Genomic DNA, 26,006 nt, shown 5'->3' with positions numbered 1-26,006 from the left:
AGGCGAATAAGATTTCTTTTTTATTCTTTTTCCATACAAAACCTAATTAAACAGCTCTTTAAATAAGTTATCCACAGATTTTACTGCATTATAAATTCCTAAAGAATAAAAAAATAATCCCTCTCAACTTAAGCTGAGAGGGTAACTATTTACTTTTTCTGTTTAATAATAAATTTTTTTTATATCATCTTTATCCAGTTCACCACTAGTACTCCAAGTCCAAATTTTATATTATTCCTACAATTTCATTAATATCCTTAATTCCTTGTTCTCTTAGAAAATTTTCCATTTCCTCGATTATCTCTTTACCAGCCATAGGGTTTACAAAATTAATAGTTCCTATTTGTATTGCACTAGCCCCTGCCATCATAAATTCTATAGCATCCTTACCATTTGAAATTCCACCAAGTCCTATTACAGGAATATCTACTGCCTTAGCCACTTCATAAACCATTCTAAGAGCAATTGGTTTTACAGCTGGGCCTGACAGACCTGCTGTTATATTATTAAATACCGGCTTTCTTTTATACACATCTATAGCCATTCCCTTTAAAGTATTTATTAACGAAATAGAATCAGCTCCTGCTTCTTGGCATTTTAAGGCCATATCCACTATGTCTTCTGCATTAGGAGATAATTTAACCATTAGCGGTTTCTTAGTCATACCTTTAATTTCTCTAACAACATCGTATGCCACTTTTGATTTAATTCCAAATGCCATTCCACCATGTTTTACATTTGGACATGAAATATTAAGTTCAATCATATCTACATCACTATTATCTATTTTACTTACAGCGGCTTCATAATCTTCTAAACATCCACCCCCGATATTTGCAATTACATTTGTTCCATACTTCTTCATTTTAGGAAGCTCATTTTCAATAAATGCATCTATTCCCGGATTTTGTAATCCAACTGAATTCATCATGCCTGATGGAGTTTCATATACTCTTATGCCTTCATTCCCTTGTTTAGGATTAATTGTAAGCCCCTTAGAAGATATCCCGCCAAGAATTCCAACATCATAAAAGTTATTAAATTCTTCACCAAAACCAAAGGTTCCTGATGCAGCTATTACTGGATTTTTAAATTCTACGTTATTAATAGTTACTTTCATCATATTCTTCTCCTCCTTTGGTTATTATAATTCAACATAGTATCCATCGAATACTGGGCCATCTTTACAAGTTCTCTTATGGCCATCTTTTGTTTTGCAAGTACATACTAAGCATGCTCCAACTCCACATGCCATATGTTTTTCCATAGATACATATACCGCAACATTCTTTTCTTTACACATATCTATAACCTTTTTCATCATGATTTCTGGTCCACAACATAAGACTGTATCATATTCTTCCGGCTTTAAAAGATCTGTAACAAATCCTTTATGACCATGTTTTCCTGTATTTGTTGATACATAAGCATCATTAACGTATTCTTTTAATTCATCTATTAAATAAATATCATCCCTAAAACCTGCATATAAATCTATTTTTTCATCTGGATTTTTTTGTCTTAATTTTTTCGCAAGCTCGAGCATTGGTGCTGTTCCTATTCCACCTGCAACCAATGCGACTTTTTTATATTCTTGATCTAAATCAAATCCGTTGCCAAGAGGCCCTGTTAAGCTTATTTCATCATTTTCTATAAGCTTAGTATATTCCTTAGTTCCGTTTCCTACTACAGCATATAGAAATGTTAATTTATTCTCAATCTTTTCACATATACTTATTGGTCTTGGCAAAAATGTAGTACCGTTTAGTTTTAACATATAAAATTGTCCAGCCTTTATTTCCGAATCATCTTCTACGACCAATTTATATATATCTTTTGAAATTTCTTTATTTGAAACAACTTTTGCATTTCTGTAAGTTATAGCCATGTTTATCCTCCTTTAATTCAGTTTACAGTTTACAGTTCACAATTTACAGTTAAGGAGGAAATCCCTAATAGGGATTTCTTAAAAATATTTTTTCAAATCTTCTAAAGAGGATTTGTTCCTTAACTGTAAACTGTAACTTGTTAACTGTTAACTGTTTTTAATTGCGTCTCTCATCTTTATTGCTTCTTCTCTAGCGCATAAAGCAAACTCTTTTTCTCTATTTTCTTTTTTATAAGCAAGGAGTATTCCTCTTGAAGAGTTTACAACTCCACCATTTCCATTGTTTAAGTATAAGGCAACATCCTCAGCTTTACCACCTTGTGCTCCATATCCTGGTATAAGGAAAAACATATTATTATAATTTGATCTTATTTTCTTTCCTTCTTCAACATGAGTACAGCCAATAACTCCACCAATTGCACTATACCCGCATTCTCCTACAATATTTTTACTTATTCCAGTTATTTTATCTGCTACAACTTCATAAACCTTTTTATTTTCAGTTGTATCTAAATATTCAATATCTTCTGCTCCAGGGTTTGATGTTCTTACTAAGCAAAACACACCTTTGTTCCCTTGTTCTAGATAAGGTAAATATGGTTCAATACTGTCCATCCCCATATATGGGCTTAAAGTTATAAAATCCGCTTCAAAATCCCCTTCAAAATGAGCCTTTGCATACATTGTTGCTGTTGCTGCAATATCGCCTCTTTTTATATCAGCTATTATTATTTCATCTTTTTCTCTTAGATAATCTAATGTCTTCTTATAAGCAATTAATCCCTCTAGCCCTAATGCTTCATAGTAAGCAATCTGAACTTTAAAACATGCGGATACATCTGCAGTTGCATCTATTATTTGTTTATTAAATTCAAATATAGCTTCACTATCAGTTCTGCCTTCTTTTATATGATCTGGTACATAGCTTAGTGCTGTATCTAAACCTACACAAACTACTCCTCTGTCTTCAACTCTATTATATAACTTATCTATTATGTAACTTGTCATTTAAATCACCCTTTCATTCAGTTAACAATTAAGAGTTAACAGTTATCAGTTAATGATGAAATTCCTACGGAATTTCTTTAATATTAACTATTATTTACTAACCGAATTAAATTTTATTTCTCCGCCTTTTATTGTAACCAGAATTTCTCCGTAAAACTCCATACCATCAAAAGGAGTATTTCTTCCCTTTGATTTAAATTCTTCTGGGTTAACTTTTATTTTCTTATTAACATCTACTAAAACTAAATCTGCTTCTGTTCCTATGCTAATTTTTCCTTTATTCATATCTAAAAGTTTCGCTGGATTATAAGACATTAATTCACTTAGTTTATTTAATGTAATATCATTTTCTTTAACCAGTTTTGTGTAACATATTGAAAATGCTGTTTCAAGACCAACCATTCCAGGAGAACCTTTTTTCTTTTCCTCTGCTGTGTGCGGTGCATGGTCAGTTCCTATTGTATCAACCATTCCTAATTTTATTGCATCAATTATTGCATCTACATCCTCTTTTTCCCTAATTGGAGGATTAACCCTGTAGTCATTAATATCTCTTGTAAGTCCTATATGGTGAGGCGTAACCTCCAATGTTATATTCGCACCACTCATTTTACCATCTATAATGTATTTAATAGCCTCTTTTGTGCTTACATGGCACATATGTAATCTAGCTCCACTTAATTTAGCTAATTCAACATCTCTAAGTGTCATCATATTTTCAGCTATTCTCATGTCGACTTTTGAGAATTCTGGACTTTCTGCATGTGACATTATAACCCAATTATTTTTCTTTGCTATCTTCATTGCTTCAAGCATAGTATTTGAATTAGATACTCCTACTCCATCATCTGAAATAGCTTTGATTCCCGTATCACTTGAAAGTTCTTCTAAATGACTTAATGTAGTTCCATCAAAGTTCTTTGTAACTGATAAACATTGATGAATATCTATAAGATTAACTTCTTTTGATTTATTTCTTACATATTCTAAGGTTTCCTTAGATGAACAAATAGGATTAGTGTTTGCCATCAGGCAGACTCCTGTATATCCGCCTCTTAATGCCGCCTTAGAGCCTGTTTCAATATCTTCCTTCCAAGTAAGCCCTGGATCTCTAAAATGGGCATGAGTATCTATAAATGCTGGCATCAAAATCCTGCCTTCACATTCAAGTGTCTCCACATTATCCTTGTGTATTTCTTTTCCTATTTCTTCTATTAATCCATTTTTTATATAAACGTCTCCTATAAAATCTTGAGTTACATCTATAAATCTGGCATTTTTTATTAAAAGTTCCATATAAACACCCCTTTATTCAGTTAACTGTTAGAAGTACATTTTGTAATTGCTATATTTCTGAAAGCTTTGTTATTTCGTCACAGTATTCACATCTGTATCTTCCATTTTCCTTATCTACTAAAACAAATGAATGAGGCACATACTCTTCCTGGCTAGTTATGCAACTTGGATTCTTACACTTTATTATATTTTCTACTTTATTAGGCAGTGTTGGAGTAACCTTATTTGTTATCATCTCATCTTTTACCTCACATATTGTAATAGTAGGTGAAAGTAATCCCAATACTGTATAATCAAGTTCATTGCAATTTTCTATTTTTATTATATCCTTCTTTCCAAGCTTTTTACTATCAGCATTAATAATTAATGCAACGCTGCAGTTATTAGTATCCAAACCTAAATAATTAAATATTTTTATCCCCACTCCAGCTTGAATATGATCTATTACTATTCCGTTTTTAATACTAGTAATCTCTAGCATACTACATCACCCCCAAAAGCTTAATCATCAATGCCATTCTTCCATACATTCCATATTCAGCTTGCTTAAAGTAGGAAGCTCTGCTATCTTCATCTACTTCATATGCTATTTCATTTACTCTTGGAAGTGGATGCATTACAATCATATCGCTTTTAGCTAGATTCATTTTTGCTTTATCTAATATGTAGCTATCTCTAAGTCTTAAATATTCTTCTTCATTAAAGAATCTTTCTTTTTGGACTCTTGTCATGTATAAAATATCTAAATTATCAATTACATCTTCTAATTTTTCTACTTCTATATATTCAATATTATTCTTCTCTAAAATTTCTTCTCTTATATATTGTGGCACAGTAAGTTCTTTAGGCGATATCAGTACGAATTTATTGTTTTTATATCGTGACATTGCTTTTATAAGCGAATGTACTGTTCTACCAAATTTTAAATCTCCACAAATTCCAATCACATGGTTATTTAATCCATCCTTTAAACTTGTAATTGTTAATAGGTCAGCTAAAGTTTGAGTAGGATGCTGATGCCCTCCATCTCCTGCATTGATTATTGGTACATTTGAATAAAGGCTTGCAACTTTTGCCGCACCTTCCTTTGGATGTCTCATGGTAATAATATCTGAATATATAGATACCATTTTAATTGTGTCAGCCAAGGTTTCTCCTTTTGAAATTGATGTTGAATTTGGTTCTGAAAACCCAAGAATTTTACCTCCAAGTCTCATCATTGCAGCTTCAAAGCTCAATCTAGTTCTAGTACTTGGTTCGTAAAATAAAGTCGCTAGAATTTTCCCATCACAAATATGTGAAAATTCTTTTGGATGTGCCATTATTTGATGTGCTAGGTTAAATAATTCATCTAATTCCTCTACTGTAAAGTCCATAGGTTCTATTAGATGTCTAATATCTTTTGTCATTTTTACATCACTCCTTGTTAACCTCTCTGTGTTAATTTAAAGGGAGGAAATTATATAATACTATAATAAAAAAGCTTCCTTTTATTCAAAGGAAGGCATAATAAACCTAAATATCTGTTATTACATAACTTCCTTATTGATTTCTCTGAATCAAATTAAAGGTTATTCTTTGTGTAAGGATAACACTTCTTTGAGACTCTGTCAATATAAATAATTTCACCCTACTGTTTAAATTATCACATTAAAATTGCAGTCTAAAAAAATAACCCCTAGTTTTCTAGGAGTTATTAGATTAGAGACCTAAAAATTATTCATTATACTATCCCACATCATCTTACCACATTTAGCAAGAGTAACGGTTCCATATACGCTATTAGGAATTCCCATTGAAAGAACAGTAAAGGTAAATGACCCTTTTTGAACATGAATTAAAGCTGTATCATTTTCAACACTTGCTTTATCTCCAGTTTTACTTGATATTTCAAATTTCAAATCATCAGGTATATACAGTGCTAACTTATTTTTCATTTGTTGACGTTGAAGTATATCTATAAGCATTGTGCTATTTTTCTTATCTAAATAACTTGCGCTATATAAGTGTTTCCATATTTTCGCCAAATCTAAAGCACTAGTTATATTTTCAATTCCACTACTTGCTGCCCTCTCATCTGAAGTCTTTCTATTGAGCTTAGTATTTTTTAGTCCTTGAGCAATTATGTCTTCATTTATGTTATCCATACCAACTATATCAATAAGCTTATTTGCTGCTGTGTTATCACTTTGTATAAGCATAGCAACTAATAATTCAAATAGGGTATATTCTCTATTATCAAACTCATGAAGAATTCCTGTTCCATAAACTTTATCTTCTTCTTCAATTTTAATCTTATCTAAAAATGAACCCTTTTCATCTTGAACATATTTTATTACAGATACTGCTATCGGTAGTTTCATACACCCAGCTGCTGTCATCTGCACATTTTCATTATATCCATAAGAAAAACCACTTTCTAAATCCTCAAAGAAAAATGAATATGTTCCGATTCTAGATTCTAAATATCTTTTTATTTCTTTCATAATACCCACCGCTTTCTAAAAATACTCTTAATGTCATTAGGTATCCCATGAGTACTAAAATATCATTAATAATTATTTTAGTACTCTTCTTAAGTTAATTAATCAGCAAATGATATGCCTATTTTCTTTGCTACAGTAACCAACTCACCATTTGGATCTACTTGCTTATTATTTCCTATAACATTTTCTAGACTATCATAGGTAATTTCATTACCCTTTAAGCACACCATACTTCCAAATTTACCTTGATTAATAAGCTCTACAGCACCAACACCATATCTTGTAGATAATATTCTATCATAGGTGTTTGTCATTCCACCTCTTTGGATGTGACCAAGGACTGTACATCTAACTTCTCTATCTTTGACTAATCTTTCTAAATCACTAGCTAATTTATTTCCAATACCACCAAGTCTAATTGGATCTGGACTATCTTCAACTATTTTAGCTACCATAACCTCACCATTTTTAGGTTTTGCACCTTCAGCTACAACTATAATAGTAAATAGTTTTCCATGTTTCTTTCTATCCTCAATTTTATCTACGATTTTATTTATATCATATGGGATTTCAGGTAATAAAATAACATCAGCTGATCCAGCTATTCCTGATTCTAATGCTATAAATCCTGCGTTTCTTCCCATAACTTCTAATATCATAATTCTATGATGTGATTCTGCAGTTGTATGAAGCCTATCCAACGCTTCTGTTGCAATAGCAATCGATGTATTAAATCCAAATGTTATATCTGTTGACCCTAAATCATTATCTATGGTCTTTGGAACTCCTATAACCTTTACTCCTTTACGAGAAAAATCTCTAGCTGATGTTAATGTTCCATCACCACCAATAACTATTAAAACGTCTACACCTTCCTTTTTTAGATTCTCAACTGCTACATCTGAAACATCTTTTTTGACCATTTTTCCGTTTTCTTCTATACTATAGTCAAATAAATTATCTTTGTTTGAACTATAAAGTATTGTTCCTCCACGCGATATAAGACCTGATACAGTTGATAAATCTAATGGAATGAAATCGTTGTTGTACAATCCTCTATACCCAAATTTATATCCAATAACTTCATATCCATAGTTTAATATTGCTGTTTTTGTTACAGAACTTATTACTGCATTTAATCCTGGGCAGTCTCCTCCTCCAGTTAATAACGCTATTTTTTTTATTTCTTTGGACATTTCTAAATCCCCCTATACCATAATCTTCTTTTGAAATAATAAATTAAATTATCATTATTTTCTGACTATTTATTTAAATGATATCACAAACTTTAATTTCTGAAAAGTATAAATTTACAATATATTCATTCTTTAAATAAGAATTCTAATTTTTATTTTCTTACTATTATATTTTTGCTCATTTATTTATATTAATACTAATATATTTAATTTCCCAGACATTCATTTATAAAGGAAATATACTCCACGTAATTTTAAAAATTATATTTTAAGGTTGAAATAACGCACCTATACCGTGCTTTTTAAATGAGGGGTTAATTTAATCGTTCTTATTTTTTGAAAAGCCACAGGCTTTTATCCCTTAATCATTCATTATTTATTTCTCACCGCAAAAAAATCTGACAAGCGTTGATATCACTAGATTTCAATAATTAAAAATTCTATAATTTCCTCGACATAAAAAAAGAACTGAGCTATATAAAATATATAACCTCAATTCTTCTTAATTATTTTACATCTTTAATATTCCTGATAACATAAGTATTCCGAATACTATACCTGCACCAATCCTATAAACTGCAAATACTCTCATAGGTCTCTTCTTTAGATAATCTATAAATTTTTTCATAACAATAAGCGCAACTATAAATGAAACTATAAATCCAACAGCCAATGCTATTGCATTAGTCATATTCATCTCTGAATAATTAAATTTTAGTAAATCCATTCCTGATGAACCAACCATAGCTGGGATAGCTAGAAAAAATGAATATTCAGCAGCAACGGCAGTTGAAAGACCTGAAACCCATCCTCCCATTATTGTGGAAGCACTTCTTGACATTCCTGGCCACATGGCAAGACATTGAAAAAATCCAATTTTTAATGATTCTATAGGTGTAATTTTATCAATATCCCTTACAGCATGTTTATTTTTTCTAAACTTATTTTCAATCACAATTAATAGCATACCACCAATTAAAAATGCAATAACAACAGGCCAAGGTCCAAATAAAACTGTTTTAATCTTTTTATAAAAAATTACTCCTAATATCATCATTGGAATTGATCCAACAATGATATTAACTCCAAATCTAAAACCGACTTCCCCTCTTTTTCCTCTTGAAGCTATATAAGCAAAAAAGTCGACCACACTATTTCGTATTTTTTCCCAATACAATACAACAACTGCAAGTATTGCACCTAATTGTATTACTACTTCAAACATCTCTGGAAAATCCCCTGTAAAATTAATAATACTTCCGGTAAGTATCAAATGTCCTGTTGAAGATACTGGGATAAATTCAGTAAGCCCTTCAACTATTCCCATAATAATCGCCTTAATTATAAATAATATATCTATTCCCACCTAAACTTCACTCTCTTTCTAATTTCTTATTTACTTCTTTAATTATAAATAATTTTATACAAATTTCATATTCAAATTTCTTTCAATTTTATTACAATGTAAAGTTATTTTAATTATTGCCACTATTCTATTTTCTATATTTAAATCCTTCGCAATAAATTACATAACTTGTCCACATATTTATAATATTATTTTAGTTGTCTATTAATTCATTATTGGTCATACTTTCAATAATTAAGGAGCAACTATTTAGTTCCTCCCTAGTATTTATTATTATTTTTTTATTATACCTAATATTTCTTTTTCTTCACTTTTTAGATCTGGTACATAGCTCTTTAATAGTGTAAAGTTACCTACTAACTCATAATCTCCAAGAGTTGCTGGAATAAAGACACTATCCCCCATAAGAATTTTCTCTTCTTTATCGCCATCATATTTTATTACACCATTACCATCAACACATGTAAATAAATAAAATCTCTCATCATCACTTTTTTCTTTTATACACGTATTAATTTTATATTTTTGTATAGTGAAGTATTCATCTAAGCAAAGATAAGTCTTTTCATAATCTTCTTTTTCTATTAGAATCCCTTTTGAATTTGCTCCCTTTAAGGAAAAATCAATTACTTCTAATGCTTTCTCAACGTGTATTTCTCTTCCCCTATTGTAATCATAAACTCTATATGTTGTATCACTATTTTGTTGGATTTCAGCAATTAAAACACCTTCACATATAGCATGAACCAATCCGCTTTGTACAAAAAAGAAGTCACCTTTTTTAACAGGAATTTTATTTAAATATTTATCTAAATTCCCCTCTTCAATTGCTTTTTTAAATTTTTCTTTATCACAATCTTTTGTTCCTACAATTAATGAGGCATTTTCTTCTGCATCTACTACATACCAAGCTTCTGTTTTCCCAGAATCTTTTTCAACTCTATTTGCATATTCATCGTTTGGATGAACTTGAACTGAAAGTTTATCATCTGCAGTTATTAACTTAATCAAAAGTGGAAATTCTTTCGTATCCATTTTTGTCCCAACAAGCTCTTCTCCAAAAAGTTCTATTATTTCATGAAAGTTTTTTCCTTTTAATTCTCCATTTTCAACTTTACCTGTACCATTTTTATGACAAGCGATATCCCAGCTTTCACCTATTACTCCTTCAGGAACATTATTTCTAAATTTCTCCAGGTGTTTTCCACCCCATATTCTTTCATAATATAAATTTCCGAATTTAATTGGATACATGTAACTCCCCCTATAAGCAAGATTAATTGTGTATTTTAAATTATAATACTATTATATTTTAATAAAACAACTTAAGATCTGGTATTTTTAATGTTGCCCCATTCTTCTTATTATATGCATCTGAGAGGTTCTTAACCCTATTGTAATTTGCAGTTATAGTATCTTTGTCTTCTGCACTAGTTTTTTCATTTATTCCATCATATGCTGCTTTCAAATTTACTAGCCCTCTATTTATATCACCATCAACAGCAATATAATAGCATCCTGCATTATTTAATGTTAAGATATCATTCTTGTCAATTGCATATGCACTTTTTATTTCTTTAAGAGCATCGTCGTTTTTCTCACTATTTAAATAAACAGTTCCAAGAGCTCTGTGGTATTTAGGTTCTTTGTTATTTATTGATACACATTTCTTTAATAATTGTGCTGCATCATCAGCTCTTTGATTATTAATTTGTATTAATGCCATATTATAATATATTTCTGCATCATTTTGCTTTAATTTAGACGCAAAATCATAATAATATAAGGCTTTGGAAGTATCCTTTATAGTATTTCCATAATACTCTGCTGTTTTAATTACAATATTGAAACTTAAAGGATCTTTATATAAAGCAGTTCTAAAATATGGCTCTGATTCTTCAGTTTTGTTTTGCTTTTCAAGTATTTCAGGTATTAAAAATCCATAATTATCTGAGTAATCCCTATTTGCTAGAACACTCTTTTCGCAATCTTTAAATGCTTCATCATAATTTTCATTATTAAAAGCCTGCCAAGCAGCAGCATGATATCCTATAAAGGAATTAGGATTATTCTTTATTATTTCATCTGATACCTCTTTTGCCTTTTCAGTCTCTCCTAAATTTTGATATATGCTTGCTTTGATAAGTAATAGATTTTCATTTCCCACATCTTCGCCACCTAACTTATCAGCTAGTTCCTCTGCTTTTTTAGCAGAATCTTTACTCATTGAGTAAATTTTCATTTCCCACATTTTATAAGCAAGTTCATTTGGATCTTTTTTTTCAAGCTTAGAAATTTTATCTAATATATCAGTTTCATCATAATCTGCAATCTGAGCTATAACATCAAATACTGATATTTCATTTTTGTCTTTATCCCATGCTTCCTTTAACGACTCAAATCCTTTATCATAATCATCAAGTAGCATATACATCTTAGCTATAGAAGCTAAATCACTGGCATTTTCATCATTTTGAGAATACTGCCCAATTATTTCTTTCGCTTTGTCTTTATCACCATTTGCTATATAAACAGTAAACATTGTTTTCATTAGATTCTTATCGTTAGGATATGTTTGTAAAAATAATTCTCCGTATTCTATTGCCTTTTTATAATCTCCATTTAACAAGGATGTAAATACTATGTAATTAGTTAATTCCTTATCTTTAATCTGAAGCTTGTCTAAATCTTTTTTCTGGGTATCTATAATCTTATTTCTAGCTTCGTATACCTTTTTAAGGAGTTCATTAGACTTAATAAAATCTCCTTCCATGGAGTAAATTTCAGCAATCTTTAAATTATATATCGGCCACTCATCTTTTTCTTGAAGTTTAGTGTAGTCTGCAATAGCTAGGTCATATTTTTTATCATAAAAATCCTGTTCAGCTGCATTAGTTGCTATAGTTCCTTCAAACTTCTTTGTTCCCTTAAAATTTTTTAAAATCATCGTAATGCCTAATGTTACAATTAAGAAAAGGACTATAGCCATTGTTGGAATAAAATACTTATTTTTCTTAAAGCTTCTTATATGTATCCTAATTATAGCCATAGTTTTAGGAAAATACTCATGTTCTCTTAAAGCATTTATGTAATCCTTAACCTTTTTACCCACTAATATATCACACCTTACTTTCGTAATTAACTTATACTGCCCTCTATTTTAACAAACTTTGCTACAAAAATCTACATTTTGTATAAGATTCATACAATTGTAATTATATATTAATAATTAGATTATAATTTTAAATTTGTTAATACCTACTTTTGTTTAAAAAAAGAAAGTAAGATTAATTAAAATCTCACTTTCTTGTTGAACCATGTAATAATGATACTATTTTCTAGACATTAAATCTGAAGTTAACTACATCTCCATCTTGCATTACGTATTCTTTTCCTTCAAGTCTAAATTTTCCTTTTTCCTTGGCTGCTGCCTCAGAACCACATTCAACTAAATCATCATATCCAACTACTTCTGCTCTAATAAATCCTCTTTCAATATCAGAGTGAATTTTTCCTGCTGCTTGAGGTGCTTTTGTTCCTCTTCTGATTGTCCAAGCTCTAACTTCTTGAACTCCTGCTGTTAAGAAACTCATAAGTCCAAGTAATCTATAACTAGTTTCTACCAACTTATCTAATCCTGATTCATCTAAACCATATTCTGATAACATTTCAGCTTTTTCTTCATCTTCAAGTCCAGATAATTCTTCTTCAATTTTTGCACTTATTACCATTACTTCTGAATTTTCAGCTGCTGCATATTCTTTTACTTTTTTAACATAATCATTATCAAAGTTACCTTCCATAACATCGTCTTCAGAAATGTTACATGCATATAAAACAGGCTTTGAAGTGATTAAAAACAAACCTTTTATAAAATCATTTTCTTCTTCTGTAACTTCTAAAGTTCTAACTGGCTTATTCGCTTCTAGCTGTTCCTTAACTCTTTCCATAACTCCATATTCAAATTTAGCAGTCTTATCTCCTGATCTTACAAGCTTTAACGATTTTTCCATTCTTCTCTCTAAAACTTCTAAATCTGAAAAGATTAATTCTAAATTTATAGTTTCAATATCTCTTATTGAATCTACTGAACCTTCAACGTGAACAACATTTCCATCATCAAAGCATCTAACAACATGAACTATTGCAGCAACTTCTCTAATATGAGATAAGAACTTATTTCCTAAACCTTCACCCTTTGAAGCTCCTTTTACTAATCCTGCTATATCATAAAACTCTATTGCTGTATATACTTTTTTCTTTGTATTATACATTTGTTCTAAAACATCTAATCTTTTATCTGGAACACTTACAACACCAACATTTGGTTCAATTGTACAGAATGGATAATTAGCTGACTCAGCTCCAGCCTTTGTTATTGCATTAAACAACGTACTTTTACCTACATTCGGTAAACCTACCATACCTAATTTCATCTATGTACATTCCTTTCTTACTTCTAACTTTTAGTATACCTTTAAAAATTATACTCTAGAACCGCTTTTATTTCAACTTACTAAAAACAAAGTTAATCACTTTGTATAATTTACCACGATTATTCTTTAATAAACTTCTAATAATAAGAATGATTAAGTGCTATTATAATATCTATTTCAGATATTTTTAGATTGGAGGTTAGAAAATGAAAAAAATAATAAAACCTATAGCCGCTCTTTCTTTAGCCCTAAATATAGCTGCTCTTTCTCCTTCAAGATATGTTAATGCAGCCATTGGAGAAAATGTTGATTCAGACGAATGCTTTCAAGAAGATGGTGTTCTTGGTGATATTTTTGACATTGATAATATAAAAGAAATTTTTTCTTCTTTTACTGATGAAGGCGAACTTAACTGGTATTATGTAGGGAAGGGAAAGGACAAAGTCGCTGAAGGTCCAAAGGAATCAGTAGGTTTTCTTAGTGAAAATGCTGCCTATTACTTAGGCGATACTTCAAAAAAAGTTTTATATCTCACCTTTGATGAAGGATACGAAAACGGTAATACTGGGAAAATTCTAGATGTGCTTAAAGAATGCAAAGTACCAGCTGCTTTTTTTGTTGTTAAGCCATACATTGATACCCAACCTGATTTGGTTAAAAGAATGGTTGATGAAGGACATATCGTTGCTAATCATACTGTTCATCACCCATCAGTTGCTAAGATCTCTGATAAAAATAAGTTCGACGCTGAACTTAATGGAGTTGCAGATGCATATAAAGGACTCATTGGGCAAGATATGCCTAAATTCTTTAGACCTCCAATGGGTAAATATTCAAAAAAATCTTTGAAAATGACAAAAGATTTAGGCTACAAAACTATTTTTTGGAGCTTCGCATACAAGGATTGGCTAGTTAAAGATCAGCCATCTGAAGCTTATGCTATTGAAAAAATATGCAAAGGTGCCCATCCTGGTTCAATAATGTTATTACATGCAGTTTCAGATACCAATGCAAAAGTACTTGGGCAAGTTCTTAAAACATTGCAATCTGAAGGATATGAATTTAAATCACTTAATGATTTACCACAATAGCAAAAAAACCAGATAGAGATAAAGAAACTGATTTTCCTTATTTATATCTGGTTTTCAATTACATATTTATTTTATAAATTTCTCAACATCTTCTCCTATTTCTACAGAAGAATTTTTCATTGTAATGATATTTTTTATCATCTTTAAATCTTGTCCTGAGTAAGACATAGGATTAATTAAGTAAGTATCTTCTTTTGAATTCTTACTACTTTTTTTATTATCACTACTAAAACCGATTGCAAAAAAATCCTTCTTTTTGTTCTTAGTTTCCTCTCCCCTGCCAATAAAAATAGATTTAATGCTGCTATATTTAATTTCTTTTATTAAATCATTATTTTTATAAAATTCTATCTTATCTTCTTTAATTATTATATCTTGATTGTATTCAACTAAAACCGAAAGTGCAGTTACAACTCCTGTAAATACAAATACCCACAAAAGAACACTTTTTACTCCACCCTGGGTAGCTCCAAAAATTATTCCTATGACTATTTCAATTATTGATACACCTATCATCATGCCATTTTTCTTCTTTATAACAATAGGAAATTTAGTATTTTCCAATATCAATTCCTCCTTAGAATCATTAAAACAATATATAATTCTCTATGCATTTTTTTAATATATCTTATTATACTAAACATTATACATTATACCTACAATATTTATCAATAAAATGTATCAAAACTTCATATAAACATAAAATAAATAAGGCACATGAAAATAAATAACAGGTCCAAAATGCCATGATTATTTTTCATCAGACAAGGAAGTAGATTGGTTTCATAGCGGGCATATTAGGGCAATCTGCTGACGCAGTATGATGGAAAATAGGCTTGGTAGATGGACTTGTTATTTATTTGAGTGTGCCTAAAGTAAAGGAGGTGCATTTAATGCCACGTAAAGATGGACCACATAAACCTGGATCAAGCAATCCTATGCAAAAAGGTGTAAGAAGACAACGGCTTCATGCTAATCAAGATAATGTTGGAGATCCTAAAAATAATCCTGAATACGAAAATTTTGATGGTGAACCAATACAATAAAAGTAAAAATATAAGAGGTATTTAGCTAAGTTACATTCATTGCTAAATACCTCTTTTACATTCCTTAATTAATATTATGAATTTGGATAGATTATATTATTTACAACTTCGGTAATTAAATTCTTTTCCTCAGTTGACTTTTTCATAATACATACTAACTCATTATCAATCTTTTCAAAGAATTCCTCGTTTCTTAGTCCATTTAAATTTACTTTAACATTTATTATAGAGCTTTCTATTGCGCTGTGTAATAAAATAGCTGAAATACCTAAATCTGATAGCAGCATTTTATTCCCGTATTTAGCCATGATATTTAGATTTTGATAAAATTCTAAACATTCCCTTGCTAATACTAATGGTACTTCCATTGATTTTATTGTATTTTCCGTTATTGCTAAATTCCTTTTTTCCTTATCTTCTTCACTATCTTTAGGAAGTTTGTAAGAATCCATTAATTTCAAGAAGTTTTCTCTATCCTCTTCCATAAGTTCTAAACTTCTTGCAGTAAATTCTTTAGATTCCTTTTCAAAATTAGCAATGAGTTCTTTTTCACTACCGCTTAAACTCATATAACTTTTTTTGCCTATTGTTAATGAATACACCATGGAATTTAGTGCAGCAGATAACGCAGCAATAAGTCCAGCCACACTTCCTCCACCTGGTGCAGATAAATCTGATCCTAATTCTTCTAAAAACTGATTAATACTTTCATCACAAAATTTCATATGTTATTGTGCCCCTATCATATTAGATTTTTCTTCATTAAATATATTTTGCTTATTATCCTTCATGATTTATACATCCTACTAAAATAAAAATAATTAAATCAAGCTTAATAAAGACATGAGACCTCGCATTTTAGTAAATATATAGCCTCATATCATTTTAAATTATTCAATATTTTTATTATCTAAAATCGATACTAAGTATCCAAGGTATATCCAAAATATCATTGACATAAAGCTTACTATATATATTAAAGTGCTTTCAAACAAATTTACTATAAGAATTCCAACTACAAGTGAAGTCAAGGTAGTCATTTGCAGTTTTTCCTTCCTAAGTAATTTATCTAAATGCTGTATAATAAATGTTAATATCATTACTATAAAAGTAAGTAATAATAGCAATGAAATGATTCCATTTTCCGCTGCTGTTTCTACATATACGTTGTGCAATCTTCCAGCATCTAATCCTGGTAAATCATCAGTTTCTCTAGCATTTCTTACTGCTTCTACAAGATCATTATACCCAACTCCAGTTAAAGGATGCTTTTCTATTACTATAGCTGCTGACTGCCAAAGGCTTGTTCTTCCGCTTGTAAAATTCCTAACGTTACTTTGATGAGTTAAAAAAACTCCTCCCGCAATTATTGGTATTAATATACATGCAATTCTAAAATATTTGCTCTTATTTAACATAAAAATAAATGCATATAAAACACCACCTACAATTAGAAATGCACTTCTTCCATCATGACCGCCTATCATAGTTATTCCTACCATATTGATTATCTGTATGATCATATTAGCCGTCCAAAACATTTTTGGTTTATGGTTCTGAGCTATACTGTTAAGATATATACACATAACAAGTGCTAATGCAGAAGCTATTGCAAGGGCATTTTCATTTTCAAAAACACCTTTTGTACCTCCATATATAACTTGACCCATTTCAATAGTCGTTCCTGTAAATCTCATAATTAAAGAACTTAAAGACGCAATAAACATAAAGACTGCATAAAAACCTGTAATTATGTTTAACTCTTTAATTAAGACTTTTCTATTTCTAAAAACATCAACACTAAAGATTATTGTAAAAAGAAGCAGATTAACTATCCATATCTTAATATTTTCAATGTTTCTGTACGCAATCATGGTAAATATAAATGTTAAGATCATGAATATTCCTAGAGGTATATCAAATTTATATATTTTTCTTCTTTTATAATTTTCAAATACCAAAAATATTATTAAAAGAATTCCCCAAACTTGTGCTACATTTCCCAACAATAAAATTTTAGGTACAGCAGGCTTTAAAATAGTTACATATGTTAAACTTACAAATAAATAAAGTAATTTAAAGTAAAGTTTTTTATTTAAAAAATCATATATATTTTTAATTATTTCCTTCATATACTTTTTTATACACTCCTTTTAGCTTATCAACTAGCACTTTTTCTGAATAGCTAAAAATAGTTCCTTCAATTATCTTATGTTTATCATAAAATTCATAATTCTCTCTTATTTTTCTTAACGCTTTGGATAAATCCTCAACATCTTTCTTTTTAGCTATTATTCCATTATCTTTATTTATTATATCTTCAGCTCCGCCATTATCAGCTCCAATTACTGGTTTTCCACATGCAAGAGCTTCAATATATACAACACCAAAAGTTTCATGCTCCGATGGCAGAGCAAAAACATCGCATTTCTTCATTTCATTAGAAACTTCTTCTCTAGATAAAGCTCCTAAGAGCTTTATCTGATTTTCCATGTTTAATTCTTTAATAAGTTTTTCCAATGATGGTTTAATGGTTCCATCACCACCTATTCTTAAAGTTACATTTTCATTTTTAAAAGTTTTTGCAAATGCCTTTATTAAATCTTCCATACCTTTTCCTTCCTCAAGGAAGGCACAGGAAAAAAATCCAAAGCCTTTATTCATATTTTTATCATTAATTACATTTTTATCCACAGAAAACAAATTCAAATCAACCATATTGTGGATAATGTCGATTGGTTTGTTAATATATTCTAAAAGCTCTTTTTTTAATCCACTTCCAACAGCAATTAAATAATCTGCTTTCTCATAAGCTTCATAAATATATTTTTTATAACTATCTTTAACATACTTTGCATATTTAAGAGATGAATGCTCAGTTAAAACCAAAGGAATATTATATTTTTTGCTTATATAAGCAGCTGCAATTCCTCCCCAAAAAGCTGAATGAGCGTGAATTATATCCACTTTTCCCTCATTCTTAACAATTTCTTTATAGAGCATATCCATTCTTTTATTAAAACTTCTAAACATAAGCGGATTTTTAGGAAAGTAATTATAATCTTTATATCTATAAGTCCTCAAATTATCTTCAATATTAAAATTTATTTTTCTCTTTTCATGTATCTTACCCAACATGGTAATTGGCCAAATTTCATTATAAGCAACAGTTATCTTTTCACCACTCTTTGCCAAAGCCTTAAATTGTTCCTTAAAAAAACTGCCATGAACTTTGTTTCTTGATGAAGAATACCAAGACGGAATGACCATTATATGCATTTAATCACTTCCCTCTAATATATTATTTAACCTCTCTACTATTGAATTCCATTCATATTTATTATCAGAATCACAATGCAATTTATTATCTTTATGCATTTCAATTAATTTATAAATCCTATCTTTTATTTCTTTAGTATTGTTTTCAGTGACAATACATTTTTTATTATTTTCTACTACTCTTTTAATTGGATCATTTTTATCACCATATATTACAAATATTCTCCCCTTAGCCCCAAAGTAATCATAAATCTTTGCTGGTATTTGTTTAGAATTCTTATTTCCAAATAAAAGTAGCACATCTCCATTAAGCATATATTTAAGAGCTTCATCAAATGGTATTCTAGGTGATACATTAGCTGCTTCTAAACTCTGCAATCTCTTTTTTCCCTCTATATCATCTATATTTCCAAAAAACAAAATGTTCAATAAGTTGTAGGCTTCGAGGCTCTCTTCCTTTATTTCTTCAACAGCCTTAATAAAAGGTTTTATATCTCTAAGTTTAGAAAATATTTCACCTGTATAAATTATGTTAACTTTATCTTTACTTATAAGCTTTGGTGTCTCTTCATGCGATAACTTATCATATAATTTAGCATCAAAACCTCTATTTAAAATAAAAGTCTTCTTTTTATCATTTAAAATCTCATAATCTTTTAAATATTCATCCCTGTTAGCATCTGTAACAAATATAAATCTATCTGCTAAATTTACAATATTCTTTTCCATACTCTTTTCTAGTATTTTCTTAACTATAAAAGATTTTTCTCTTGTAGAATCTTTAAGCCAAGGATCACTCCAGTAGGTAATCCATGGAACATCCTTATACTTCTTCTTTATATAATAGGCACATAAATGAGATGATGGAGGTTCATGCATTGAAAATATAACATCAAATTTTTCTTTTTCCATTAAGTGTATTCCGTATTCTCCAGCTTTCTTTGCCCATCCATAATACATATCTGGAATTACCAATGCATTTTTTATTTTTCTTAATATTTTTCTACTGCCTCCATTATTTTTTAAAGACGAATTATTAGAATCACTGCTATTTCTAGGAATTAATTTCTTGAAGACAATCCCACCATCAATAATATGAATTTTTATCTTATCATCAATCATAGCTTTTAATGCTTCATCATAGTATATTGAATCCTTAGGAAAATTAACAGTTAAAAGATGCACTTCATTATTGTTAATTTCACTTAATTTATTTAAATACTGCAAAGTTTCTATAGCAGCCGAATTATTTATTAATGGGGAGTAGCAGGCAATAAATAATATTTTCATATACCCTCCTATCTTTTAATTCTCTTTAAAATTAAACTTTTTATTTCAATGATTTCTTCAATTCTAAACATATGACATAAAGTAAAATACACTATAACTCCAACAGTTCCTCCGAGTAAAACAAGTGGTATCGAGCTTAATCTATCTCTTAAATTCATTACCATAATAATTATTATTAATCCCATAATTAAAGAACTTATTGTGATTAATCCTACCTTATCTATTATATCCTTTATAATAAAGCCTTTTTCTAGTTTTATTATGCTTCTAAATAGAAGCATCGAAGTTACTGCCATAGCTATAACTGAAGCCAAAGCTATGCCCATTATTCCAATATATCTAGATAAAATTAAACAAAAGCTTATATTAATTATAACTCCTATAACTCCATTTATGGTAGTAACCTTAGTTTTTCCCATAGAAAATAAAGTTGAGTTTAATACATCTCTTATTCCTGTGAAAAATATTCCAAATGCATATCCAAATAATGCAGGGCTTGTAATTTGAACAGCATGCTCGTCAAATGCTCCTCTTGCATAAGCGATTCTTATTATATCCACATTAAATATAGCAATTCCAATAGTAATAGGTATTAATAATATGGCCAAAAATAAAATTGATTTTTTTAACATATTAATAAATCCGATTTTATCGTCATTATTTCTCATATTCGCCATGAGAGGATAAACAATGCTTGTAATTGATGTTGTGATAATAGTATTAATAAAAACTATCAGCTTTTGAGCATAATCCAAAGCTGAAACTGACCCAGATGGAAAGTTAAAAGCAATAGATTTATCAACTACCATGTTTAGTGAATTAGCTCCTGCTCCAATAACTACTGGAATTATTAATATTACAATAGCTCTTAATCTTTCGTCTTTTAAGTTAATAAAAAACTTATATTTATATCCATGAGTAACTAGTGATGGTACTTGAACAGCTACTCTAAAGAAATTTCCTATTACATTTGCTATGGTTAATCCTAAAATATCGTAATTTTTAAAGAATAATAAATATAATATCATAGGTAAATTAAAAAACAAACCCAATATGGATGGAATCACAAAATCTTCATTTACTTGTAATAATGCTGTAAAACATGCATTAACCGATAAAAATAATATGTTTAAAAGAGTAATTCTTAATAAACCAATGGCAATTAATGCTGTTTTTTCTGAAGGTCCAAATAAATATACTATTTCCTTTGAAAAAATACTAGTTATAAGGAAAATAATCAGCGATACAGCAAAGAGTATATTTATCACATTATTTGCGAACTCGTACATTTCATTTTTACCATTTTTAGCTTTAATTTTACTAAGTGTTGGCAAAAAGGCAGTTGATATTGCAAGTCCAACTAAAGTAAATATTGTTTCTGGTACTGATACAGCTATATTATAAGCATCCGTATAAACGCCTGCTCCAAAATTCTTTCCAATGAGCATATCACGGACAAATCCCAGAAATCTACTTATCAATGATACTATCATTATTATAAATGTAGATTTTATTAAACTACTTCCCTGTTTCATTTTATCACCTATTTATTTCCATGCGTTATTTTATAATACTAAATTATTTATTCCTATATCTTAATACAAGTAATAAAAATTTAGGTATAGCAATTAGTCTTTTTATTCTAAAGGGTTCTTTTATGACTCTATATAACCACTCAAGTCCTATAGATATCATCCATTTTGGTGCTCTCTTAAGCTCACCAGCAAATATATCAAATACTCCTCCAACTCCCATGAATATGTGTGTTTTTGTCTTATACATAATTTTTTCTATAAATATCTCCTGTCTTGGAGAACCCATTGCTACAAACATTGCCCATGGATTGCATTTACTTATATCTTCAATTATATCATCACAATTATTTAAATCAAAAAAACCATTATGATATCCCGACACTTTTAAGTTTGGAAATTCCATTTTTATGTTTTCCACACACTTTTTAAGAACCTCTTCTCTTGCTCCTAATAAGTAAATTGATCGTCTCTCCAAATTTGCTTTATTTAAAACTTCTCTAACTACATCTATTCCAGCAATTTTCTCTTTAACAGGATTTTTTATAAGTTTTGATGCAATAACAGTTCCAACTCCATCTGGTATTATTATAGAATCCTTATTATTAAAATTTTCTTTAAGAATAGAATTATTTAGTCCATTAAATAAAACCTCTGGATTTCCAGATATTATATTTACTTTTTCAAAATTATCTATATAATCCATTAATGCTCTTTTATCTTTATTAAAAATTTCAAAATCAAGTATTTTAGTAAACATGTTATCTCCTATTTATCAACTCTATTTAGCATTTGATCTATTTCTATAACAATTTCATCCTCTGGAGCCAGCTTTTTAGCAATATCTAGATGAAGTTTTGCCTGCTCTTTATCCCCTAGGTTAATATAACACATTACAATATTCGTACAAATCTCTACTTCTTTAGATGCTTCAAAGGCTTTTCTAAAATATTTTATCGCCTCTTCATACTCTCCAATACATGCATAGTTCATTCCAAGCTCATTTACTGTCTCAAGACTTCCAGATTCAATTTCAAGACTCTTGCTTAAGTAATAAATAGCTTTATTGTAGTTTTCAATTCTTCTATAGGCAACTCCTAAATAATAATAAACTAAAGGATTTTCTTTAAACTCTTCACCTAATGGAAGTAATAAATCAATTGCCTTTTTAGGTTCATCCTTTAAACATTCAACAGCTTTTTCAAAATGACTTACATTAGTAATATCGGTTATTATTTGTTCAATTTCAGGTGTTCTTTTTCCACCTTTATTTATGTATTCATTTATTTCCACTTCTGCACCTTTATAATCACCATTATCTTTAAGTATTAAAGAATTGTAGAGATAAGGTTCTGGTGATTTTTCAAATTTTTCTTTGCATTCATCAATATCCTCTAACATTAATTCAGCAAAGCTTGAATCTTTTTCTCTTATTGTTTCTCCTACAGATAATAGTTTTACTAGTATATCTTCTTCTTTTGTATATCTATAGTATCCTTTTAGTAAAACATAAGCATCTTCTAATCTATCTTTCTTTATCCTATCTGCAATAAGACTTTTTACGCACTCTTCTGCATCTGGAATATAAGAAAGAATTATTCCATAATCATCAATATATCTTACATTTTTATCTGCACCAAAAGTAATAAACATACCTTCAACAAAATAATATATAGGTAAATTACTTAACTTTATTTCATCATTTACATTGCTTACGACATATTCAGCACTTATAGGCATATATAAATCATCATTTTTAAATTCTACATCACTTGGTATATTAAGATTTCGTTTAAAACCTTCTTTATTAATTTCTAAAAATAATAATTTACTTAGTTTATCTTTATACATTGTCTTGTAATTATTCATACTACACCCCTGGAAAGCAGTTAACAGTTAGCAGGTAACAGTTAACAGTTTTTATTAGATTTTCTTTATAAATTATAGTTAACTATAATTTATAGTTAACATTTAACACTAAACAATCAATTAAGGAAGCTTAAGCTTTCTTTAATAACTACCAATTATTTCAAAGTCCGCAGGACTTTGTTCCTTAACTGTTAATTGTTCACTGTTAACTGTTAACTAGCAAAATTGCTACCACCTAAAAGATGATAGCAATTACAATACACTCAAAAACTAACAAATTAATCTTAAACTTGTTATTTAGTGTGTTTTACCTTAGAAATTTAGTTTAGCTTTGCGTTAATTATTTCCATTACTTTTTCTTTGAATGATGCAATATCTTTTTCTGCATTTTCTAAACTGTTACTCTTTACTGCTAAATAAATTTTCATCTTTGGCTCTGTTCCTGATGGTCTTACTACGAAATATGAACCATCCTCTAAGATGTACTTTAATACATTAGACTTAGGTAAGTCAATAGTAGTTTTAGTATTATTTACAGTATTTTCTTCAACACTTAACTTATAATCTAGTCTTGTAACAATTTTAACAGTATCTACTTTGCTTATTGGATCATTTCTTAATCCTTCTATGCAATTAGCAATTTTTTCTTGACCTTCTTTTCCTTTTAACTCTAAAGATACTAAAGTTTCTTTAAAGTATCCATACTTTTCATATAATTCTATTAATGCATCATAAAGGCTCTTTCCTTGTTCCTTATAGTAAAGGCACATTTCACACACTAACATGGAAGCAATTACTGCATCTTTATCACGAACAAAGTTTCCTGCAAGATATCCGTAACTTTCTTCGAATCCAAATAGATAAGTCTTATTTCCTGCATCTTCGAATTCTCTTATTTTTTCACCAATGTATTTAAATCCTGTTAATACATCCATAAGCTCAATATCAAAGTCTTCAGCAATACTTCTAGCACCTTCAGTTGTAACTATAGTCTTAATTACAACACCATTTTGAGGTAACTTATTAGTTTCCTTTAATGAGCTTAATACATAATGAGTTAAAAGTAAACCAGTTTGGTTACCAGTTAATACTTTATATTCGCCAGCACTGTCTTTAACAACAAGACCTATTCTATCACAATCTGGGTCTGTTCCAAAGATTATATCAGGATTTTCTGTTTCAGCCATTTTCATTGCCAATTCAAATACATCTGGGTTTTCTGGGTTAGGGTAAGATGCTGTTGGGAAATTTCCATCTGGAGCTTCCTGTTCCTTAACCACTTTAACATTGCTATATCCTAATTGCTCTAATACAGCTCTTACTGGAACATTTCCTGAACCATGTATTGGAGTATATATAACATTTAAATTACTAGCTTTTTCTTTAACTAAATCAGTTCTTATTGTTAATCCCTTAACTTTTTCATAATAAAGTTTATCTACATCTTCTCCAATATAGATTAATAAACCTTTTTCTAAAGCAAGGCTTTCATCCATATCTTTGATTTTTGAAAAATCATCTACAGCATTAACTCTATCAATGATTATATTTGCTTTCTCATCTGTTACTTGCCCACCAAATTCATCATAAACTTTATAACCATTGTATATTTTAGGGTTGTGAGACGCAGTAACAACTATACCACCACTGCATTTTAATTCTCTAACTGTGTAAGATAATACTGGTGTTGGTCTTAAGCTTTCATATAAATATACTTTTATGTTATTTGCGCATAAATTAAGCGCAGCTGCCTTTGCAAATTCTTTAGACATATTTCTTGAATCATATGCTATTGCAACAGAAGGATCTTTAAAGTTTTCATTTAAATAGTTTGCAAATCCTTGTGTAGCCTTTGCAACAGTGTATATGTTCATTCTATTACTTCCAGCGCCTATTACGCCCCTTAAACCACCAGTTCCGAAGTCTAAATCTTGATAAAATCTATCTTCAATTTCCTTTTCATCAGATATAGCTCTCAATTCATTTTTTGTTTCCTCATTAATAATGTCAGAATTAATCCAAGTGTTATACTTTTCTTTGTAATTCATTTTTAGTCCCCTCTCCATGTTTTTCTCTTTTCCATTATACAATATTTACCGCTATTAAAAAACAGTTTTATATTATTATAATAGATTAGTTTTAAATATATATTAAATGAATTAAATTTTCCGCATATTTATTTTATTATAATATTATGCACATATACAAACCAAAAAATAGCTT

General features: G+C 29.4%; 23 protein-coding genes. 2 read left to right on the top strand and 21 right to left on the bottom strand.

Features of this window, described 5'->3' with window-relative positions; translation table 11 throughout:
• Window positions 1–226 precede the first annotated feature (226 nt).
• From COL3_RS16305 to ychF, 12 genes are all read right to left on the bottom strand, one after another.
• Window positions 227–1,123, bottom strand: coding sequence for a dihydroorotate dehydrogenase (locus tag COL3_RS16305; protein WP_099716662.1), 897 nt, complete (start codon window positions 1,121–1,123; stop codon window positions 227–229).
• A 21-nt stretch (window positions 1,124–1,144) separates the two neighbouring features.
• Entirely contained in the window at window positions 1,145–1,888 is a 744-nt protein-coding gene (locus COL3_RS16300) for a dihydroorotate dehydrogenase electron transfer subunit (RefSeq protein ID WP_008425179.1), read from the bottom strand.
• 147 nt (window positions 1,889–2,035) lie between these two features.
• The gene (pyrF, locus tag COL3_RS16295) at window positions 2,036–2,896 is read right to left on the bottom strand and encodes an orotidine-5'-phosphate decarboxylase (RefSeq protein ID WP_008425181.1); all 861 of its coding nucleotides are present in this window, start codon (window positions 2,894–2,896) and stop codon (window positions 2,036–2,038) included.
• A 90-nt stretch (window positions 2,897–2,986) separates the two neighbouring features.
• On the bottom strand, window positions 2,987–4,192 hold the full coding sequence (locus COL3_RS16290; protein WP_008425184.1) for a dihydroorotase: 1,206 nt from the start codon (window positions 4,190–4,192) through the stop codon (window positions 2,987–2,989).
• A 49-nt stretch (window positions 4,193–4,241) separates the two neighbouring features.
• Window positions 4,242–4,673 carry an aspartate carbamoyltransferase regulatory subunit gene (locus COL3_RS16285; RefSeq protein WP_008425186.1) on the bottom strand — a complete coding sequence of 144 codons (432 nt, stop codon included), beginning with the start codon at window positions 4,671–4,673 and terminating at the stop codon, window positions 4,242–4,244.
• Between the two features lies 1 nt (window position 4,674).
• Window positions 4,675–5,601 (bottom strand): aspartate carbamoyltransferase, encoded by a 927-nt coding sequence (gene pyrB, locus COL3_RS16280; RefSeq protein ID WP_008425188.1) that lies wholly within the window; start codon window positions 5,599–5,601, stop codon window positions 4,675–4,677.
• 300 nt (window positions 5,602–5,901) lie between these two features.
• On the bottom strand, window positions 5,902–6,678 hold the full coding sequence (locus tag COL3_RS16275; RefSeq protein ID WP_008425191.1) for a serine hydrolase: 777 nt from the start codon (window positions 6,676–6,678) through the stop codon (window positions 5,902–5,904).
• A 98-nt stretch (window positions 6,679–6,776) separates the two neighbouring features.
• Complete coding sequence (locus COL3_RS16270) at window positions 6,777–7,874, bottom strand: 6-phosphofructokinase (protein WP_008425193.1); 1,098 nt, start codon at window positions 7,872–7,874, stop codon at window positions 6,777–6,779.
• Between the two features lie 511 nt (window positions 7,875–8,385).
• The gene (locus COL3_RS16265; protein ID WP_008425195.1) at window positions 8,386–9,240 is read right to left on the bottom strand and encodes an undecaprenyl-diphosphate phosphatase; all 855 of its coding nucleotides are present in this window, start codon (window positions 9,238–9,240) and stop codon (window positions 8,386–8,388) included.
• Window positions 9,241–9,513: 273 nt separating this feature from the next.
• A complete protein-coding gene (locus tag COL3_RS16260; protein WP_008425196.1) occupies window positions 9,514–10,494 on the bottom strand; it encodes a type I phosphomannose isomerase catalytic subunit in 981 nt (326 codons plus the stop codon).
• A 58-nt stretch (window positions 10,495–10,552) separates the two neighbouring features.
• A complete protein-coding gene (locus COL3_RS16255) occupies window positions 10,553–12,352 on the bottom strand; it encodes a tetratricopeptide repeat protein (protein ID WP_008425198.1) in 1,800 nt (599 codons plus the stop codon).
• A 226-nt stretch (window positions 12,353–12,578) separates the two neighbouring features.
• Window positions 12,579–13,676 (bottom strand): redox-regulated ATPase YchF, encoded by a 1,098-nt coding sequence (gene ychF / locus COL3_RS16250; RefSeq protein WP_008425200.1) that lies wholly within the window; start codon window positions 13,674–13,676, stop codon window positions 12,579–12,581.
• Between the two features lie 206 nt (window positions 13,677–13,882).
• Between ychF and pdaA the strand changes: the two genes are divergently transcribed.
• The gene (gene pdaA / locus COL3_RS16245) at window positions 13,883–14,767 is read left to right on the top strand and encodes a delta-lactam-biosynthetic de-N-acetylase (RefSeq protein WP_008425201.1); all 885 of its coding nucleotides are present in this window, start codon (window positions 13,883–13,885) and stop codon (window positions 14,765–14,767) included.
• Window positions 14,768–14,833: 66 nt separating this feature from the next.
• On the opposite strand, the gene COL3_RS16240 is transcribed toward pdaA, so the two are convergent.
• On the bottom strand, window positions 14,834–15,331 hold the full coding sequence (locus COL3_RS16240) for a hypothetical protein (RefSeq protein ID WP_008425203.1): 498 nt from the start codon (window positions 15,329–15,331) through the stop codon (window positions 14,834–14,836).
• Window positions 15,332–15,660: 329 nt separating this feature from the next.
• On the opposite strand from COL3_RS16240, the gene COL3_RS28850 reads away from it, so the two are divergent.
• A complete protein-coding gene (locus tag COL3_RS28850) occupies window positions 15,661–15,813 on the top strand; it encodes a clostri-philic family protein (protein WP_008425205.1) in 153 nt (50 codons plus the stop codon).
• Between the two features lie 74 nt (window positions 15,814–15,887).
• On the opposite strand, the gene COL3_RS16235 is transcribed toward COL3_RS28850, so the two are convergent.
• From COL3_RS16235 to COL3_RS16200, 8 genes are all read right to left on the bottom strand, one after another.
• A complete protein-coding gene (locus COL3_RS16235; protein WP_008425206.1) occupies window positions 15,888–16,538 on the bottom strand; it encodes a cyclodeaminase/cyclohydrolase family protein in 651 nt (216 codons plus the stop codon).
• 165 nt (window positions 16,539–16,703) lie between these two features.
• Window positions 16,704–17,945: an O-antigen ligase family protein gene (locus COL3_RS16230; RefSeq protein WP_008425208.1), complete on the bottom strand. Its 1,242-nt coding sequence runs from the start codon at window positions 17,943–17,945 to the stop codon at window positions 16,704–16,706.
• The gene (locus tag COL3_RS16225; protein WP_008425209.1) at window positions 17,929–19,092 is read right to left on the bottom strand and encodes a glycosyltransferase; all 1,164 of its coding nucleotides are present in this window, start codon (window positions 19,090–19,092) and stop codon (window positions 17,929–17,931) included. The genes COL3_RS16230 and COL3_RS16225 overlap by 17 nt, the downstream gene beginning before the upstream one ends.
• Window positions 19,093–20,382 (bottom strand): hypothetical protein, encoded by a 1,290-nt coding sequence (locus COL3_RS16220; RefSeq protein ID WP_008425211.1) that lies wholly within the window; start codon window positions 20,380–20,382, stop codon window positions 19,093–19,095.
• A gap of 8 nt (window positions 20,383–20,390) precedes the next feature.
• Window positions 20,391–21,917 carry a murein biosynthesis integral membrane protein MurJ gene (murJ, locus tag COL3_RS16215; protein WP_008425213.1) on the bottom strand — a complete coding sequence of 509 codons (1,527 nt, stop codon included), beginning with the start codon at window positions 21,915–21,917 and terminating at the stop codon, window positions 20,391–20,393.
• 43 nt (window positions 21,918–21,960) lie between these two features.
• Window positions 21,961–22,674, bottom strand: coding sequence for a WecB/TagA/CpsF family glycosyltransferase (locus COL3_RS16210; protein ID WP_008425215.1), 714 nt, complete (start codon window positions 22,672–22,674; stop codon window positions 21,961–21,963).
• Between the two features lie 8 nt (window positions 22,675–22,682).
• Window positions 22,683–23,783: a tetratricopeptide repeat protein gene (locus COL3_RS16205; protein ID WP_008425217.1), complete on the bottom strand. Its 1,101-nt coding sequence runs from the start codon at window positions 23,781–23,783 to the stop codon at window positions 22,683–22,685.
• A 320-nt stretch (window positions 23,784–24,103) separates the two neighbouring features.
• Window positions 24,104–25,831, bottom strand: coding sequence for a phospho-sugar mutase (locus tag COL3_RS16200; RefSeq protein ID WP_008425219.1), 1,728 nt, complete (start codon window positions 25,829–25,831; stop codon window positions 24,104–24,106).
• Window positions 25,832–26,006: the final 175 nt, after the last annotated feature.

It is taken from the genome of Clostridium sp. LS, from assembly GCF_002760435.1.
Classification (GTDB): domain Bacteria; phylum Bacillota; class Clostridia; order Clostridiales; family Clostridiaceae; genus Clostridium.
Note: the sequence above shows the minus strand (reverse complement) of the source record. Positions and strands in the feature narration are given on the sequence as shown.